Genomic DNA, 16,811 nt, shown 5'->3' with positions numbered 1-16,811 from the left:
CCCAAGGCGCGGCTTCGCCGCTAGGCAAGCACGGCTTCGCCGTTCACTGCACGGTTTTGCCGCTCGGCGCGGCCTTCGGTGCTGAGCAGGCTTGTTTCGCCGTTCGTTGCACGGCCTTGCCGCGGGGCATGGCCGCTACGCATGCGTGGGTTCGCTCGCCCACTGCGCGGCCTTCGGTCGCGAGGCACGGCTTCGCCGCTAGGTGTGGGTTTCGGTCGTGAGGCGGGGTGGTTTTGCTGCTGGGAGGCACGGCCTCCCGGGCGGGTGGGTTCGGTTTTTCTTGTGGTGCTTGGTTTTCGGCCGCTGGCCCTGTTCGGCTTGGGGTGGGCGTGCTGGGGGGAGTGGGTTCGGGGGTTCACCTGGATGGTGGTGCGGGGCGTCGGGTGCGTCACAACGGATGGTTTCTTTAGCCAGGCTCATGGCTAGGGTGGCCCTTCGTGGACGAGGACAGCGGGCGCGCTACGGAAACCCGGCGATCTTGGCGATCGGTGCTCGGCAAGGTCGTCCTCGACACCCGGCCGTTGCAGTACCCGGCGTACCGGCGGCTGTGGACCTCCAGCATCGTCACCTCCGTCGGGGCGCAGTTCAGCGCTGTCGCGGTGCCCAAGCAGCTCTACGACCTCACCGGCAACTCCGCCTACGTGGGCCTCGCGGGGATCTTCGGCCTGGTGCCGCTGCTGGTGTTCGGCCTCTGGGGCGGCGCCGTCGCCGACATCGTGGACCGCCGGAAGCTGCTGCTGGTCACCAACAGCGGGCTCGCCGCGACCGCGATCCTGCTGTGGCTGGTGGCCGCGAGCGGCACCGGTTCGGTGTGGCTGGTGCTGGTGCTGTTCGCGCTGCAGCAGACCTGCTTCGCCGTGAACATGCCGACGCGCAGCGCCGCCATCGCCCGGATCATTCCGGCCCCGCTGCTGCCCTCGGCGCAGGCGCTGGGCTCCACCGTGTTCCAGCTCGGATCAGTCGTCGGGCCGCTGCTGGCCGGTGTCCTGCTGCCGCTGCTCGGGCTGTCGGTGCTGTACCTGGTGGACGCGCTCGCGCTCACCGTCGCGGTGTGGGCGGTGTTCCGGCTGCCCGCGCTGCCGCCGCTGGAAGGGGCGCCGACGAAGGCCGGGCTGCGCTCCGTCATCGACGGGTTCCGCTACCTCGCCACGCACCCGGTGCTGCTCGCGTCGTTCCTGATGGACATCATCGCGATGGTGTTCGGGATGCCGCGCGCCCTGTTCCCCGAACTGGCCGAGCGCGTCTACGGCGACCCGCCGGGCGGCGGCGCGGCGCTGGGCTGGCTGTACGCGGCGATCCCGCTGGGCGCCTTCGTGTTCGGGGTGCTGTCCGGCTGGCTGCACCGCATCCTGCGCCACGGCGTCGGCGTCACCATCGGCGTGCTCGTGTGGGGCGTGGCGATCATCGGGTTCGGGCTGGCGGACTCGCTGTGGCTCGGGGTGCTGTTCCTCGCCATCGGCGGCGGAGCGGACCTGGTGAGCATGGTCTACCGGAGTTCGATGCTGCAGGCGGCGGCGACCGACGAGATGCGCGGGCGCATCCAGGGCGTGTTCACCGTCGTCGTCGCGGGCGGCCCGCGGCTCGCGGACGTGCTGCACGGCAGCGGGGGCGCGGCGATCGGCGCGCAGGCCACCATCGCCGCGGGCGGCGTGCTCGTCGTGGTGTGCGCGCTCGCCGCGGCGCTGCTGATCCCCGCGTTCTGGCGGTACCGGGCGCCGACGGCCTGACCCTCTTGCGGCGGCCGTCGCGGAGCGGCCCGCGATCTCACCGGATCGGAGCAGCGAACGCGCGGTGCTGCGGGAGGCGGTGACGGTCCGGTTCCGATCCGGCCGCGGAATCTGCCGATCGGGTCGGCGATCCGATCACCGCGCGACGTGAAAAGCGCAGGCCGCGGACTGTCACTGCGACATTCGGCCGCACCCGGTGCGTCCGGTGGCGCAGGCGTTCTACCAGGGGTGCCCCAAGATCGCCCCAGCTGAACCGGCACACTTTCCTGCCATGGCCAACGACACGACCATGGACAACGAGGCGCCCGACGGTGCGCAGCCCGGCCTGAAGCAGGTCATGGGGCCGAAACTGCTCCTGTTCTTCGTGGTGGGAGACATCCTCGGCACCACGGTGTACTCCCTGACCGGCAAGGTCGCAGGCAAGGTCGGCGGCGCGCTGTGGATTCCGTTCGTGGTCGCCTTCGTGGTCGCGTTCCTCACCGCGTGCAGCTACCTGGAGCTGGTGGGCAAGTACCCGAAGGCCGGTGGCGCGCCGCTGTACGTGCACCGCGCGTTCGGCATCCACTTCATCACCTTCATCATCGCGTTCGCCGTGATGTGCTCCGGCATCACTTCCGCCGCCTCCGCGGCGCAGGCGTTCAGCGGCAACTACCTGGAGGAGATCTTCCCCAGCGTGGGTCCGGCCGCGATCGTCGTCGCGCTGGCCTTCCTGATCGTCCTGGCCCTGATCAACTTCAGGGGCGTGGGCGAGTCGGTGAAGATGAACGTGGTGCTGACCTGCGTGGAGCTCGGCGGGCTGCTGCTGGTCATCCTCTTCGGCGCCTACGCGCTGATCAGCGGCTCCAATGACCCGGCGGTCGCGCCGGACCCGGGCAGGCTGCTGGAGTTCAACCCCGAGTCCAGCCCGCTGCTGGCCGTCACCTCGGCGACCGCGCTGGCGTTCTTCGCGATGGTCGGCTTCGAGGACTCGGTGAACATGGCCGAGGAGACCCGCAACCCGGCGAAGGTCTTCCCGCGCGCGCTGCTGCTCGGCCTGTCCATCACCGCCGCCATCTACCTGATCATCGCGGTGATCACCTCGACGCTGGTGCCCACTGACGAGCTCGCGGCGACCGACGCGCCGCTGCTGCTGGTCGTGAAGGCCGCCGCGCCGTGGTTCCCGCCGATCCTGTTCTCCATCATCGCGCTGTTCGCGGTCACCAACACCGCCCTGATCAACATGCTGATGGCCAGCCGCCTCGTCTACGGCATGTCGAACGAGCGGATCATCCCGTCGGTGTTCGGCCGCGTGCACCGCTCCCGGCAGACGCCGTGGGTCGCGATCCTGTTCACCAGCATCCTGGCCGTGGTCCTGGTGAGCCTGCTGGAGATCGAGGACTTGGGCAGCACCACCTCGCTGCTGCTGCTGGTCGTGTTCGCCATCGTCAACGTCGCGGTCCTGGTGCTGCGCAAGGACGTCGTGGAGCACAAGCACTTCAAGGCCCCGACGTGGATTCCGGCGCTGGGCGCCGTGCTGTGCCTGTTCTTCGCGAGCCCGCTGTCGGGCCGTCCCGTCGCCGAATACCTGGTCGCAGGGGCCCTGCTGCTCATCGGCGTCGTGTTCTGGGGCGTGAACCGGCTGATCGCCGGCCGCGTCGACTTCGACCCGGACAAGCTGGCCAAGTAACCGGTCTCGCCGAAGGAGTCCTTTCAGAATGACCTGCGCAGCGGGTCGCTCAGCGGAACCTCAGCGGCTTCGCCGCTGACGAGACACCGATCAGAAGATCATTCTGGAAGGACCCCGAAGCCCCGTCCCGCGGTGAAAACCCGCGGGGCGGGGCTTTTTCGCGTCGGCCACGGCCGCGGCGCGCACGTTCTAGAGTGGTCGGTGTGAATGATCCAGTCGCGGCCACCGGCAGGCAGTTCGAGATCGTGCACGGCGCCGCGCGCGCCGTGGTCACCGAGGTCGGCGCCGCGCTGCGCTCCTACGACGTCGACGGGGTGGCGTACTCCGAGACCTACGACGCCGACGAGCGCCCGCCTGGCGGCGCCGGTGCGGTGCTGGTGCCGTGGCCGAACCGGGTCGCCGACGGCACGTGGACCCTGGAGCGGGAGCCGCAGCAGCTCGCGCTCACCGAACCCGAGCGGCACAACGCCATCCACGGCCTGCTCCGGCACACAGCCTGGACGGTGGTGGAGCACGCCGAGTCGACGATCGTGCTGCACGCGATGGTCCCTGCGCAGCCGGGCTGGCCGGTGCCGCTGCTGACCTCCATCGGCTACGCCCTGGACGATGCCGGGCTGACCGTCACGCACACCGTGGAGAACCTGGGCAAGCGCGCCGTCCCGTTCGGCGTCGGCGTGCACCCGTACCCGCGCGCCGGGCTGGCCGAGACCGACGACTGCACGTTGCGGCTGGCGGCGGCGACGGTGCTGCCGGTGGACCCGGAGCGGTTGCTGCCGGTGCGCCCGCCGCGCGCCTTGGAAGGCGACGAGCAGGACTTCCGCCGCGGTCGCAGGTTGGCGGGCGTGCTGCTGGACACCGCCTTCGGCGGCGCCGTCCCCGCGCCCGGCGACTCCCTGGTCCGGCACTCGCTGACCGACCCCTCGGGGCACGGCGTGGAGCTGTGGGCGGACCCGGTGTTCAAGTGGGTGCAGGTCTACACGAACGACGAGTTCCCCGGCCGCGGCCGGGCCGTCGCCATCGAACCCATGACCTGCCCACCGGACGCCCTCAACTCCGGCACCGACCTCATCACCCTCGCCCCCGGCGAGGACTGGATAGCGCAGTGGGGCCTGCGTCCGTTCTGAGCGGCTCGCTCGTCCGACCTCGGTAAGCCGCGCGCCAGGCAGGCATTGTCTTGTCAGCGGCGGAGCCGCTGAGCAGCGACCACGCACGCAGCCGGACCACCGGCGGGTTCTCAGCTGTCTTCTCGCGAGGACAGCTTTTTCCCTCGTGGCGGAGCCACTTGGGAAAAAGATCCCGCAGCGAGAAGACAGCTGAGGTTCCGCTACCCGGACACCCGAGCAGAACAAGATCGAACGTGGCGGGCGATGAGCATGCGTTGGATCTGGTTTGTGCCTTCGAAGATCTGGAGGACCTTCGCTTCGCGCATGTAGCGCTCGGCGGGGAAGTCGCGGGTGTAGCCCGCGCCGCCGAGGACCTGCACCGCGTCGGTGGTCACCTTCATCGCGGCGTCGGTGGCGACGAGCTTCGCCACCGACGCCTGCATCCCGAACGGCCGGCCCGCGTCGCGTCGCCGCGCCCCGTCCAGGTAGGCGGCGCGGGCGGACTGCACGGCGGCGGCCATGTCGGCGAGCAGGAACTCCACGCCCTGGAACTCGATGATCGCCTTCCCGAACTGCGTGCGCTGCCGCGCGTAGTCCACGGCGAGGTCCAGCGCCCCCTGGGCGAGCCCGACGGCGCAGGCGGCGATGCCGAGCCGGCCGGAATCGAGGGCGTCCAGCGCGATGGACAAGCCCTGGCCCTCGTCGCCGATGAGCCGCTCCGCCGGTACTCGGGCGCCTTCGAACCGCAGCTCCGTGGTGGGGGAGCCGGTGAGGCCCATCTTGCGTTCCGGCGGTGCCGCCGACAGCCCCGGCGTGCCGCCGTCGACGAGCAGGCAGCTGATGCCGCGCGGCCCGTCGTCGGAGGTCCGCGCCATCAGGGTGTAGAAGTCCGCCACGCCGCCGTGCGTGATCCACGACTTGCTGCCGGTGACGACGTAGTCGTCGGCGTCGCGCTCGGCGCGGGTGCTCAGCGCGGCGGCGTCGGAACCGGCGTGCGCCTCGGACAGCGCGTAGCCGCCGAGCAGCTCCCCGCCGATCATCTCCGGCAGCCAGCGTTCGCGCTGCTGCGCGGTGCCGTGGTGGGCGAGCGGGTAGCAGGACATGGTGTGCACGGACAGGCCGACGCCGACGGTCATCCAGGCGCTGCTGAGCTCTTCGAGCACCTGGAGGTAGACCTCGTAGGGCTGGGCGCCGCCGCCGTGCTCCTCCGGGTAGGGCAGGCCGAGCAGGCCGGAGGCGCCGAGCAGCTGGAACGCCTTGCGCGGGAAGCGCTCCTGCTCTTCGGCGCTCGCGGCGGCGGGGGCGAGCTCGTCGCGGGCGATCTCCGCGGTCAGCTCGAGCAGGTCGGTGGCTTCCTGGCTGGGCAAGAGGCGGTCGACGGCCATGGTGGCGCTCCTTGGGCGGAACCGAGGTGGGAGGCGAGCCGGGGTGGTGGTTCGCGTCGAACGGGTCCGCGGGTCGCGAACACCGGGATGGATCAACGGTACTGATAGCAGTACTGCAGGACTCGTCAGAGTACTGTCGATGTCCGTTTCGCGCCAGGCCCGGAGACCCACCGAGGTCCCGCGCTGTGGCAGTCTCGTGCGCATGAACGCCCCCGACCCGGCCGCGCGCGCCGACCAGGCGACCGCCGGAGCGGCCCGCCGCGGCACCGCGCGCACCCAGGAACAACGCCGCGCCGACCTGCTCGACCGGTTGTGCGCGCTGTTCCTGGAGGAGGGGTTCGCCCGCTTCACCCTCGACGACCTGGCCGCCCGCCTGCACTGCTCGAAGTCGACGCTCTACACGCTCGCGGGCAGCAAGGAGCAGCTCGCGGTCCGGGTCGTCGGGCAGTTCTTCAAGAACGCCACCGCCGGGATCGAGCGCTCCGTCGCCGAGGTCACCGATGTGCGCGCCCGGATGCGCGCCTACCTCGACGCCGCCGCCGAACAGCTGCGCCCGGCGTCGCGGCGGTTCATCGCCGACATGGCCGCCAACGCCGCCACCAGCGCGACCTACCAGGCCAACGCCCGCGCCGCCGCCGAGAACATGCGCCGCTACATCCGCGACGGCGTCCGCGACGGCGTGTTCCGCGAGGTCCACGCCGCCTTCGTCGCCGAAATGGTCAGCGGCACCATCGGCGCCATCCAGCGCGGCGAGATCGCCGAACGCACCGGCCTCACCGACGCGGAGGCCTTCGCCGAACTGTCCCAGTTCCTGATGGGCGGCCTGTTCGAACCGGTCGCCGACGATTCACGGATCACCCCACTTGTCGCGGAGCACACTGGTCCGTGATCCCCGACCGGCCGGCGGCGATGCCGCGGGCGCGGTGTCCGGCCCCGGCCGGAACGGAAGTTCAGCACGTCAGCACCCAGCACGGAGGAATCGTGATCGTCATCGGTGGAGAGGCCCTCGTCGACCTCGTCCCGGACTCCGCCACGGCAGGCGGCGAACTGGGGCCGCTGCACCCCCGCCTCGGGGGCGGCCCGTACAACGTGGCGATCGCACTGGGCAGGCTCGACGTGCCCGCCGGTTTCCACGCCACCCTGTCCACCGACCAGTTCGGCGACAAGCTGCTGGAGCGGCTGGTCGACTCCGGGGTGAGCACGGACCTCGTCCGGCGCGGGCCGGAGCCGACGACGCTGGCCGTGGTCGGCCTCAGCGAGGACGGCTCCGCGCGCTACAGCTTCCACACGGAGGGGACCGCCGCGCGCTTCGTGGCCGACCCCGGGCCGCTGTCCGACGAGGTCACCGCGGTCTCGTTCGGCACGCTCGGCATGGTGCTGGAGCCGGGCGCGACCACCTACGAGGCGGTGCTGTTCCGGGAGGCCGAGCGCGGCCGGTTCGTGGCGCTGGACCCGAACATCCGCGCCGACCTGATCGCCGACCCCGCCGCCTACCGCAAGCGCTTCGAGAGCTGGTTGCCGTCGGTGCACCTGCTGAAGCTGTCGGTGGAGGACGCGGAGTGGCTGGCCGGGGACGAGGACCTGCAGTCGGCGCTGCGCCGCTGGCAGCAGGCCGGACCGGCGGGCCTGGTGCTCACCAAGGGCGCGGACGGGCTCACGGCACTGGTCGGGGACGGTGAGCTCGTCGAGGTGCCCGGCGTGCGCGCCCAGGTCGCCGACACCATCGGCGCCGGGGACACGGTGCACGCGGCGCTGCTCGCCTGGCTGCACCGCGCCGACGCGCTCTCCCCGGAGGCGGTGCGCGGCCTGACCCACGACCAGTGGCGCGAGGCGCTCGGCTTCGCCGCCCGCGCGGCGGCCATCACCGTCTCCCGTCCCGGAGCGGAACCTCCCACCTCCGCCGAACTCGTCTGACACCGGCCCGCAACCGCAGGCCCCGGCGTTCTCCGCGGGCAGCTCCGCCGCGCCCGGGAGCGCCGGGGCCTGCGGTTCGGGCATTCCGGACGCGGGTGCGAGGCGGTGGATCACCGGTCCGCGCCGCGGCGGCGCCGGAGGAGCAGCGCCGGAGGGCCGGTTGCGGCAGTCGGGTGCCGGGCACCCGGCGTCCGGGCTGATCGGTGATGTGATCGTGGTCCCACCTGCCCAAAAGGGCTAACACGATTGCTGCGCGAGGGGCCTGGAGCGGTCTAGCGTGGCACGTGACAGGACCCCAACGGGGTGGTGCTGCGGCGGTCCGGAAACCCCCGACCGGCGCACGCGCGCGACCGACCACGCTGCTCGAGCACTGCGGTGCCGGGAAGTGCGCAGTCGTCGGCGGAGCGCCAGCCCCCATCACGAGCGCGAGAGGTTCCCGAATGCCCGACGACGCGACCGCCAAACGTACCGTCGCGCTGCGCTACGACGGTGGCGAGCACGAAATGCAGGTGACGGAGCCGACCGAAGGCTCCGCCGGTGTTGATCTCGGGAAGCTGCTGTCGCAGACCGGTTTGGTGACGCTCGATCCGGGTTTCGTCAACACCGCGGCCTGCAAGTCCGACATCACCTACATCGACGGTGACGCGGGCATCCTGCGCTACCGCGGCTACCCGATCGAAGAGCTGGCCGCCAAGTCGAACTTCATCGAGGTCAGCTACCTGCTGATCTACGGCGAGCTGCCCACGCAGGCGCAGTACGACGAGTTCGCCGACCGCATCCAGCGGCACACCCTGCTGCACGAGGACCTCAAGCAGTTCTTCGACGGCTTCCCCCGCGACGCGCACCCGATGCCGGTGCTGTCGTCGGCGGTCTCCGCCTTGTCGACCTTCTACCAGGACAGCCTGGACCCGTTCGACCAGAACCAGGTCGAGCTCTCCACGGTGCGCCTGCTGGCGAAGCTGCCCACCATCGCGGCCTACGCCTACAAGAAGTCCGTCGGCCAGCCGTTCCTGTACCCGGACAACTCGCTGGGCCTGGTGGAGAACTTCCTGCGGATGACCTTCGGGTTCCCCGCCGAGCCCTACGAGGTCGACCCGGCGCTGACCCGCGCCCTCGACCTGCTGTTCATCCTGCACGCCGACCACGAGCAGAACTGCTCCACGTCCACGGTGCGCATGGTGGGCTCCTCGGAGGCGAACCTGTTCGCCTCGATCTCCGCGGGCATCAACGCCCTGTTCGGCCCGCTGCACGGCGGTGCGAACAGCGCGGTGCTGGAGATGCTGGAAGGCATCCACGCCAACGGCGGTGACGTCGACTCGTTCGTCGAGCGCGTGAAGAACAAGGAGCCCGGCGTCAAGCTGATGGGCTTCGGGCACCGGGTCTACAAGAACTACGACCCGCGCGCCGCGATCATCAAGAAGACCGCGGACGAGGTGCTGGGCAAGCTCGGCGCGAACGACCCGCTGCTGGAGATCGCGCTCAAGCTGGAGGAGAAGGCGCTGGCCGACGACTACTTCGTCGAGCGCAAGCTCTACCCGAACGTCGACTTCTACACCGGCCTGATCTACAAGGCGATGGGCTTCCCGACGAAGTACTTCACCGTCCTGTTCGCGCTCGGCCGCCTTCCCGGCTGGATCGCGCACTGGCGGGAGATGCTGGAGGACCCGGCCCGCAAGATCAGCCGCCCGCGCCAGGTCTACACCGGCGAGGCGGAGCGCTCCTACCGGTCCATCGGCGAGCGCTGAGCCCGCGCCGCCGGCGGGCGCGCCCCGCGAGCCGTGCGGGCTCGACGGGACTCGTCTTCGGCGGAGCTGAATCGAAAGCTGAATCGTCCTAGCGGCTCCGGCCGCGGCGGGTATCGGCCCGCTCGTTCCGTCCAGGCCCCGGTGCCCGGCTCCCCAGCCGGTCCCGGGGCCGACTCGTGCCCGGCCACGTCCCGACGCGGTGCGTAGGGTCGGCGGGCATGAGCGCACCCGCGATCCTGTGGTTCCGGCGTGACCTTCGGGTCCGCGACCATCCGGCGTTGGCGGCGGCCGGGGACGGCGGTCGCCGGGTGATCGGGGTGTTCGTGCTGGACGAGGCGCTGCTCGCGCCGTCCGGCCCGGTTCGGCGCACCTTCCTGTACCGCTGCCTGCGGGAGCTCGACGCGAGCATCGGCGGCCGGCTGCTGGTGCTGCGCGGAGACCCGACGGAGGTGCTGCCCGAGCTGGTCGCGGAGGTCGGCGCCGACTCCGTGCACGTCTCCGCGGACGCCGGGCCCTACGGCCGGGAACGCGACGAGCGGGTCCGGGCCGCGTTGGGGGTCGACTGGGTCGTCACCGGTTCGCCGTACGCGGTCACGCCGGGGCGGATCACCAAGCGCGACGGCACCGCCTACAAGGTGTTCACGCCGTTCCGGCGAGCCTGGGAAGAGCACGGCAGGCCCGCTCCCGCGGACACCGACGAGTCCGCGGTGGACTGGCTGCTGCCGCGGAAGGTGCGCGCCGCCGGTATCCCCGAGGACGAGGACCTGGGCGGGACCGTGCTGCCGCCCGCGGGGGAGCGGGCCGCGCTGGAGCGCTGGGACGACTTCCGCGACTCCGCGCTCACCGGCTACGACGGGGACCGGGACCGCCCGGACCGCGCGGGCACCAGCCGCATGTCCCCGTACCTGCGGTGGGGCTGCGTGCATCCGCGCACCCTGCTCGCCGATCTGGACGGCAGCACCGGCGACGGCGCGAGCAGCTACCGCGACGAGCTGGTGTTCCGCGAGTTCTACGCCGACGTGCTGTGGAACTGGCCGGGCAGCGCGCGGCACAACTTCGACACCCGGTTCGACCGGATGCGGCTGGACACCGGTGACGACGCGTGGGAGCGGTTCGAGGACTGGTGCGCGGGCCGCACCGGTTTCCCGATCGTCGACGCGGGGATGCGGCAGCTGCTCGCGGTGGGCTGGATGCACAACCGGGTGCGGATGGTGGTGGCGAGCTTCCTGGTCAAGGACCTGCACCTGCCGTGGTGGTGGGGTGCGCGGCACTTCATGCGGCACCTCGTCGACGGGGACCTCGCGTCGAACCAGCACGGCTGGCAGTGGGCGGCCGGTTCGGGCACCGACGCCTCCCCGTACTTCCGGATCTTCAACCCGATCACGCAGGGAACGAAGTTCGACCCGGACGGGAGCTACGTCCGCGAGCACGTCCCGGAGCTGCGCGGTCTCGACGCGAAGCGGACCCACCAGCCGTGGACCCTGCCGGAGGGCCCGCCGAACGGGTACCCGCCGCCGATGGTCGAGCACGGGGTGGAACGCCAGGAAGCCCTCGCCCGCTACGGCGAGATCAAGACCTCGACGTGAAGACCGGTGCTCCGAACGAGGAAGCCGTCCGCACTAGGAACCGCTGAGAACCCGCCGGTGGCCGACCCGCGTGCTGGGTCGCCGCTGGCAGGCGCGCAGCGTTGCCCCGCAACGAAGAACGGCCCGCGCTCTCCTTCGCGGAGGCGCGGGCCGTGCTGCGGTGCGGTGTGGACTCAGTCGCCGCGGCGGATGGGACCGAGGATCTCGCGTTCCTTCGCGCCGCTGACCAGGGTGATCGGCCGCCACATCATGTCGCCGAGCGCGATCACGCTGTCGTCCGAGAGCTGCGTGAGCTGCTGGATCTGCTGCTGCCGGCGCTGCGGCTCGAAGTACCAGAACCGGGCCGCCAGCTGCGCCTGCTGCAACGGCAACCGCTGCAGCAGGATCAGGTCGGCGGCGTTCGCCGCGGTCCCGCTGCCCGCCTGCGGGTGCAGGTAGGGCAGCACGTACATCGTGGTCTGCCACGGGGTGCGCGGCGCGAACATCTCCTGCGGCACCGCGCCGCCGTCGTGGATGATCAGCAGCGGTGCGTCCTCGCTGCCGCGCGGCAGGTCGTACGGCGCGAGCCTGCGGAAGCTGAACACCGGTGCGGGCTTGCCGTCCGGGGTGCGCCCGGCGGCCTGCTCCACCGCCCGCCACGCCGCGGGCCGCCCCGTCGCCACGTGCACCCAGGCGCCGGCGGCGATGGCGCGCAGCGCGATCTGCCGGGCCAGGTACAGGCCGCCGACGGTGACCAGGCGCGTCGGTTCGGGACGCAGGATCGACGCCGTCATCGGTTCGCGGTTCGGCCCCGCCCCGATGATCATGCCGCCGCGGTCCCCGGGCGGGGCGACCAGGTCGAGCATCTCGGGCCGCACCAGGAATTCCGGGGCGGTACCGGTGCTGTTGCCCGGAGTGTCGAGCGTGCGGGTCCGGCTCATGCCGCACCTCCCAGCGGAAGCGTTCCGGTCAGCCCGGCCAGCTGCATCCCGCGCAGCGGGGTGAGCGTGAGGTTGAGCTTGTTGCTGATGTTGCGCAGCTGGTGGTCGGCGGTGCCGAGCGCCTCCGGGCTCCGCGCGCTGATCCGGACCAGGCCGCGCAGCCCGACCTCACCGTCCTCACCGGTCGGTGCGATGGACAGCGCGATGCTCGTGGAGCGCCCCCGGACCCCGGTGAGCGCGTTGATGCTCTCGCTCATGTGGTTCGGCCAGCCGGTGATCGCGTAGCTGGAGTGGCTGAAGCGGTCCGCGGTGACGCCGCTCCACCGCTCCTTCAAGCCGATCGGGCGCTGGGTGCCGAGCGCGTCCTGCAGCTCGGCGGAGGCGACCCCGGCCTGCAGCAGTTCGTCCGGGTCCAGCGGCCGGGTCACGATGCCCTGCCCCGCGAGCGCGTTGCGCACCCGGGACAGCGCGCCGATCAGCGCCCGGTGCGCGCCGATGATGCCGCCGCCGCGTTCCCCGATGGCCTTCGCGCAGGTCTGCGGATCCAGCCGCACCGCGACCCACGTGGTGCGACGCGCGGCGGCGGAGGAATTGCCCATCAGCTCCAAGTAGGAGTTCAGCGCGGGCGAGTCGGGCATCAGCGCGGTGCTGCCCGGGTAGCAGTGCCAGATCACCTGGATCGCGTCGAGCACCACGCCCCGGTCCTCCAAGCACGGAGTGAGCACTCCGAGCGGCAGGTTCGGCGCGGAGTTGGCGGGGTTGAGCAGCGGCGGCGTCGGGTCGACCATCAGCACCGCGGTCCATTTGCCGTTGTGCCATGACAATCCGACGGGATTGCGGTCGTGGTCCTGGCCGCGGGCGACGACGAGGTCCTCCACCAGGATGCGCAGCAGCGCCACCCGGTGGTTCTCATCCGGACCGATGATGCCGTCGCCGTTCTTGTCCTCGGCGAACTCGCTGACGTCGTCCGACGGCGGCACGGAACGGCGGGTGTGGCTGCGGGTGCGGTAGTCCAGGACGAGGCCGAACCACTGGGTGAACCAGCGCCCGCGCCTGCGCAGCAGCGCGATGATCAGCGCGAGCGCGGCGACGCCCGCGGCCACCGGCCACAGCATCTCGTTGAGCAACACGAGGATCAGGCCGAGCGCCAGGCCGACCTCGATGACGACGATGTTGGCCACCGGCATCGCCCCGAGGCTGGCCCCGATGGTGCGCCGACGCGCTCGGATGCGCGTACGACCACCGCCGGTACCGGAGGCGTTCGGCTGGGCCGGATGTTGCGTACTGACGGACATCCGTTCGGTCTCTTCCCCTCGCAGGTAGTGCGCACGCGGTAGGTGCGCCAACCAGGTCATTCGGCAGCCGTTCCCAGAGAATGCGGAAGGGTTCCATCGAACCGGACCCGTGCGGCGCCTCTCTACGGCTATCCTGCGGAACCGTACCTCGGACGGGAGAGCTGTAGGCGAAGAATGGCATCAACACCCACAACGAAGTCACAGGTTCAGGCGTATCAGTTCGTCCTTCGCCGCATGGAATCGGCGCTGGTGCGCAAAGACGCGGTGATGCTGCACGATCCGATGGGCTCGCATAAGCGCGCGACCGTCGCCGGCGCCATCCTCGCCTGTATCGGGCTGATCGGGTTCCTGGTCTGGGGCCTGTTCGGCGGGAAGGGCTCGGTTCCGGATCCGGGGTCGATCGTCGTCGGCAAGGAGAGCGGCAGCGTGTACGTCGTCACCGCCGACGACGCGGCGCAGAAGCGGCTGATCCCGATGCTGAACATGGCGTCGGCGAAGCTCCTGGTGATGGCGCAAGGCGGCGGCCAGGGCGGTCAGGCCGTGCAGGCGACCACCGTGAAGGAGTCGGCGCTGGCCGACTTCCCGCGCGGTCCCCGCACCGGCATGGTCAACGCCCCCAACTACCTGCCGGATCCCGGCAACATCGCCGAGCCCGCGTGGGCGATCTGCGATGTCGGCCAGGTCCGGGACAACGTCGACGCGGACCAGGCGCAGCGGTCGACCAAGGTGGAGACCACGGTCATCGGCGGCGATGCCGACCACGGCACCGAACTGGCGCCGGACGAGTCGCTGTTCGTGCAGGACGCCAGTTCCGGGCAGGAGTACTTGATCTACCGGGTCGAGAACCTGCCGGGCCGTCCGAACACGAAGGCCGTCAAGGCCCAGGTGGACCGCTCCGAGCAGGCCGTGATGGACATCTACGGGCTCAACGGGCAGACCCCGCGCACGATCAGCACGAACATGCTGAACTCCGTGCCGGACGCGCCCGCGCTGCAGATCCCGGAGGCTCCGAGCGGTCCGGTCGGCTACATGCAGAACCCGTACGACTCGGGCGATGTGGTCAAGCAGACCGTCGCCGGTGCGCCGGAGAAGTTCTACGCGCTGCTGCCCGAGGGCAAGCAGGAGATCAGCCCTGGTGCGGCGGCGGTGCTGCACGCCAGCAAGCGCGGCAGCCAGGAGATCCCGAACTCCACGGGCACCATCACGGAGGCGCCGACGGCGGACACGCAGAAGCTCGACATGGACGCGTTCCCGACGGTGGTCCCGAAGCCGCTGAACTTCCAGCAGGCGGCGACGTCCTGCGTGAGCTGGCGCAACATCAACGGGCAGCACCACATCACGGTCACCACGGGCGAGAAGTCGCCCGCGAAGACCGCCCCGGTGAAGCTGGCCCAGCACGACGGGACCGGGCCGAAGGTGGACTACTTCTTCATGCCCGCGGGCAAGGCCGCGGTCGTGCGGGGAGCGTCCAACGAGGCCGGTTCCGACTCGGGCCCGCTGTACCTGGTCTCCGACCAGGGCGTGATCTACGGCATCAAGGACGCCGCGACCGCGCAGGGGCTCGGCGTGATCAACAGTCCGGTCGGGCTGCAGGCGGGTCCGTCGGGGATTCTGCGCACGTTGCCCAAGGGCGACCTGCTCGACCCGGCGCAGGCGAGCTACGTCTACGACTCCGTCCCGGTGCCGCCGGGCGGGGTGAACCGACCGCCGCCGAATCCCCAGGCCCAGCAGCAGTCCGGGAGTTCCGCGACCGGTAGCTGATTCGTAGGGGGAACCGTTGCGCCTCGGTTCCCGTCCCAGGGATGGTGCGTCCGCCCGCAGGTCCACTCGGATCTGCGGGCGGACCGCTTTCCGGCCCTCGGGGCCGGGGACGACGACTACTGGGAGGTGCCGGATGGCGGGGATCCGGATCGAGACCGACGAGCTGGCGCGGCACGCGGAAGCGTTGCGGGCGGCCGGATCCGCGGTCGGGGAAGCCGGCCGGGAACGGGGCGCGGCGCCGAGCGGTGCCGATTTCGGCGCCTGGGGCGCGGCGGCCGCGGAGCCCTACGACCGGCTCGTCGGGGCGTTGCGGCAGCGGATCTTCGGGACCGCGCACGCCGTAGCGGACGCGGGCGACGAGCTCGCCGCGGTGCTCGCGCGGCACGAGGCCGACGACGAGGACCACGCCGCAGAGCTGGGTCGCGAGGGGGAGGCGTGATGGCGTCGGCGGACCCGGGGGACTCCGGGATGTTGCAGTCGAACGACTTGTGGACGGTTCGCGCGGCGGTGCGATCGGAGCCCGCGGACGCGGAAGGCGACCCGGTGGTTCCGGTCGAGCCGCCGGTCGCCGAGGCCGCGCCGCCCGCCGAGCCCGCGTTCGAGATCGACCGGCAGGACGTGTTGGTGCAGCTGGAATTCCTGCGCCAGGCCATCGGAATCCTCGAAGTGCCCGACCCGTTCGGGCCCGAGTTCGCCGTCGCCACCGGGGCGGGGGAGCAGCTGCGACCCGCCGCCGAGTCCTGGCGGGCGGCGGCGTCCGTGCTGCACCCGAGCATGTCCCTGGTGTCCGATCAGGTCAGCGGCATCGACGGCTGCTGGGACGGGGCGGACTCCGACGCGTTCGTCGCGCAGGTGCGCCGGATCGGCGCGCGCGGCGGCGAGCTGGCGGTCGCCGTGACCGCGCTGGCCGACGAGCTCGACGGCGTGGCCGAGTCGTTGCGGGTGCTGGGCCGGGAGATGCGGGAGCTCATCGCTTCGGTGGCCGGGCCGGTGCACGCGGCGCTGCGCGAACCGGATTCCGACCTGCCGGCGGCTCGCGAACACCTCATGCGGATCCGGCGCCCCGCCGCCGGGCTGGCGGAGTCCGTCACCGAGACGATGGCCGCCTTCGGCCGGTTCTGCGCCGAGCAGGAGGACGCGCTGCCGTCCGCACCCGACCTCGCCACGGTGTCGGGAAGTCCGTTGTGGACGGACTTCGGGACCGGTACCGCTGCGGAACCGGCGCCCGGCGACTCGGCGGACCCCACTCCGGCCGTGACGGTCGCCGCGCAAGCCGACGAACCGGCCGCCACGATTCCAGCGCAGGCCGACGAACCGGACACCGCCGTTCCAGCCCAGGCCGACGATCCCGCCGCCACGGTCTCCGCGCAGGCCGATGATCCGGACGCCACGAACGGCGCCGACGCCGTCCCCGCGGCCGGTCCCGCGGCGGCGGCCACCGGCGGCGCGATGGCCGGTGGCGGCATGGTCGGCGGCATGATGCCGATGGCGGGCATGGCCGGAGCGGGTGCGGGCGGCGGCCAACGCCGCCCGAAGCGCCCCCGCGCCAAAGCGGACCCGTCCGAGCTGTTCGGCACCCCGGCGCCCGCGGCCGAACCCGTCCTCGGCGACACCAAGAAGAAGCAGCAGGAGAAGCACCCGTAGTCCCGCGATTTCGCGAGAAATTGAACGGGACCAGCGTGTCGTACACCCCCTGTGGACAACTGTTC

General features: G+C 71.4%; 13 protein-coding genes. 10 read left to right on the top strand and 3 right to left on the bottom strand.

Annotation, left to right across the window (positions count from 1 at the left end):
• Positions 1 to 437: 437 nt before the first annotated feature.
• The 3 genes from BJ969_RS25695 (at position 438) to BJ969_RS25685 (ending at position 4,517) form a co-directional block, all read left to right on the top strand.
• Positions 438 to 1,727 (top strand): MFS transporter, encoded by a 1,290-nt coding sequence (locus BJ969_RS25695; RefSeq protein WP_184483185.1) that lies wholly within the window; start codon positions 438 to 440, stop codon positions 1,725 to 1,727.
• Between the two features lie 271 nt (positions 1,728 to 1,998).
• The gene (locus BJ969_RS25690) at positions 1,999 to 3,393 is read left to right on the top strand and encodes an APC family permease (protein ID WP_184483183.1); all 1,395 of its coding nucleotides are present in this window, start codon (positions 1,999 to 2,001) and stop codon (positions 3,391 to 3,393) included.
• A 203-nt stretch (positions 3,394 to 3,596) separates the two neighbouring features.
• Positions 3,597 to 4,517, top strand: coding sequence for an aldose epimerase family protein (locus BJ969_RS25685; protein ID WP_184483181.1), 921 nt, complete (start codon positions 3,597 to 3,599; stop codon positions 4,515 to 4,517).
• 200 nt (positions 4,518 to 4,717) lie between these two features.
• On the opposite strand, the gene BJ969_RS25680 is transcribed toward BJ969_RS25685, so the two are convergent.
• Positions 4,718 to 5,881, bottom strand: a complete 1,164-nt coding sequence (locus tag BJ969_RS25680; protein WP_184483179.1) for an acyl-CoA dehydrogenase family protein — start codon at positions 5,879 to 5,881, stop codon at positions 4,718 to 4,720.
• Positions 5,882 to 6,083: 202 nt separating this feature from the next.
• Here BJ969_RS25680 and BJ969_RS25675 point away from each other — a divergent pair, with 202 nt between their 5' ends.
• The 4 genes from BJ969_RS25675 to BJ969_RS25660 all read left to right on the top strand — a co-directional run bounded on the left by BJ969_RS25675 (position 6,084) and on the right by BJ969_RS25660 (position 11,126).
• On the top strand, positions 6,084 to 6,770 hold the full coding sequence (locus tag BJ969_RS25675; RefSeq protein ID WP_184483177.1) for a TetR/AcrR family transcriptional regulator: 687 nt from the start codon (positions 6,084 to 6,086) through the stop codon (positions 6,768 to 6,770).
• A gap of 92 nt (positions 6,771 to 6,862) precedes the next feature.
• The gene (locus BJ969_RS25670; RefSeq protein ID WP_184483175.1) at positions 6,863 to 7,795 is read left to right on the top strand and encodes a PfkB family carbohydrate kinase; all 933 of its coding nucleotides are present in this window, start codon (positions 6,863 to 6,865) and stop codon (positions 7,793 to 7,795) included.
• Positions 7,796 to 8,235: 440 nt separating this feature from the next.
• Positions 8,236 to 9,540, top strand: a complete 1,305-nt coding sequence (locus BJ969_RS25665; protein ID WP_184483173.1) for a citrate synthase — start codon at positions 8,236 to 8,238, stop codon at positions 9,538 to 9,540.
• Positions 9,541 to 9,758: 218 nt separating this feature from the next.
• Complete coding sequence (locus BJ969_RS25660; RefSeq protein ID WP_184483171.1) at positions 9,759 to 11,126, top strand: cryptochrome/photolyase family protein; 1,368 nt, start codon at positions 9,759 to 9,761, stop codon at positions 11,124 to 11,126.
• Between the two features lie 173 nt (positions 11,127 to 11,299).
• Here BJ969_RS25660 and BJ969_RS25655 read toward each other — a convergent pair whose 3' ends face one another.
• Positions 11,300 to 12,046 (bottom strand): hypothetical protein, encoded by a 747-nt coding sequence (locus BJ969_RS25655; RefSeq protein ID WP_184483169.1) that lies wholly within the window; start codon positions 12,044 to 12,046, stop codon positions 11,300 to 11,302.
• Positions 12,043 to 13,341: a type VII secretion protein EccE gene (gene eccE, locus BJ969_RS25650; RefSeq protein ID WP_184483167.1), complete on the bottom strand. Its 1,299-nt coding sequence runs from the start codon at positions 13,339 to 13,341 to the stop codon at positions 12,043 to 12,045. The genes BJ969_RS25655 and eccE overlap by 4 nt, the downstream gene beginning before the upstream one ends.
• 174 nt (positions 13,342 to 13,515) lie before the next feature.
• Here eccE and eccB point away from each other — a divergent pair, with 174 nt between their 5' ends.
• From eccB to BJ969_RS25635, 3 genes are all read left to right on the top strand, one after another.
• A complete protein-coding gene (gene eccB / locus BJ969_RS25645; RefSeq protein WP_184483165.1) occupies positions 13,516 to 15,102 on the top strand; it encodes a type VII secretion protein EccB in 1,587 nt (528 codons plus the stop codon).
• A gap of 133 nt (positions 15,103 to 15,235) precedes the next feature.
• The gene (locus tag BJ969_RS25640; RefSeq protein WP_184483163.1) at positions 15,236 to 15,541 is read left to right on the top strand and encodes a hypothetical protein; all 306 of its coding nucleotides are present in this window, start codon (positions 15,236 to 15,238) and stop codon (positions 15,539 to 15,541) included.
• Positions 15,541 to 16,746 (top strand): WXG100 family type VII secretion target, encoded by a 1,206-nt coding sequence (locus BJ969_RS25635; protein WP_184483161.1) that lies wholly within the window; start codon positions 15,541 to 15,543, stop codon positions 16,744 to 16,746. The genes BJ969_RS25640 and BJ969_RS25635 overlap by 1 nt, the downstream gene beginning before the upstream one ends.
• Positions 16,747 to 16,811: the final 65 nt, after the last annotated feature.

It is taken from the genome of Saccharopolyspora gloriosae (assembly GCF_014203325.1).
Lineage (GTDB): Bacteria > Actinomycetota > Actinomycetes > Mycobacteriales > Pseudonocardiaceae > Saccharopolyspora_C > Saccharopolyspora_C gloriosae.
The sequence above is the reverse complement of the archived record's forward strand: the minus strand, read 5'-3'. Positions and strand labels throughout refer to the sequence as shown.

Coding starts and splice junctions, on each gene's coding strand:
- BJ969_RS25690 (WP_184483183.1), top strand. CDS start 1,999: ATGGCCAACGACACGACCATGGACAACGAGGCGCCCGACGGTGCGCAG.
- BJ969_RS25680 (WP_184483179.1), bottom strand. CDS start 5,881: ATGGCCGTCGACCGCCTCTTGCCCAGCCAGGAAGCCACCGACCTGCTC.
- BJ969_RS25675 (WP_184483177.1), top strand. CDS start 6,084: ATGAACGCCCCCGACCCGGCCGCGCGCGCCGACCAGGCGACCGCCGGA.
- BJ969_RS25665 (WP_184483173.1), top strand. CDS start 8,236: ATGCCCGACGACGCGACCGCCAAACGTACCGTCGCGCTGCGCTACGAC.
- BJ969_RS25660 (WP_184483171.1), top strand. CDS start 9,759: ATGAGCGCACCCGCGATCCTGTGGTTCCGGCGTGACCTTCGGGTCCGC.
- BJ969_RS25655 (WP_184483169.1), bottom strand. CDS start 12,046: ATGAGCCGGACCCGCACGCTCGACACTCCGGGCAACAGCACCGGTACC.
- eccE (WP_184483167.1), bottom strand. CDS start 13,341: ATGTCCGTCAGTACGCAACATCCGGCCCAGCCGAACGCCTCCGGTACC.
- eccB (WP_184483165.1), top strand. CDS start 13,516: ATGGCATCAACACCCACAACGAAGTCACAGGTTCAGGCGTATCAGTTC.
- BJ969_RS25640 (WP_184483163.1), top strand. CDS start 15,236: ATGGCGGGGATCCGGATCGAGACCGACGAGCTGGCGCGGCACGCGGAA.
- BJ969_RS25635 (WP_184483161.1), top strand. CDS start 15,541: ATGGCGTCGGCGGACCCGGGGGACTCCGGGATGTTGCAGTCGAACGAC.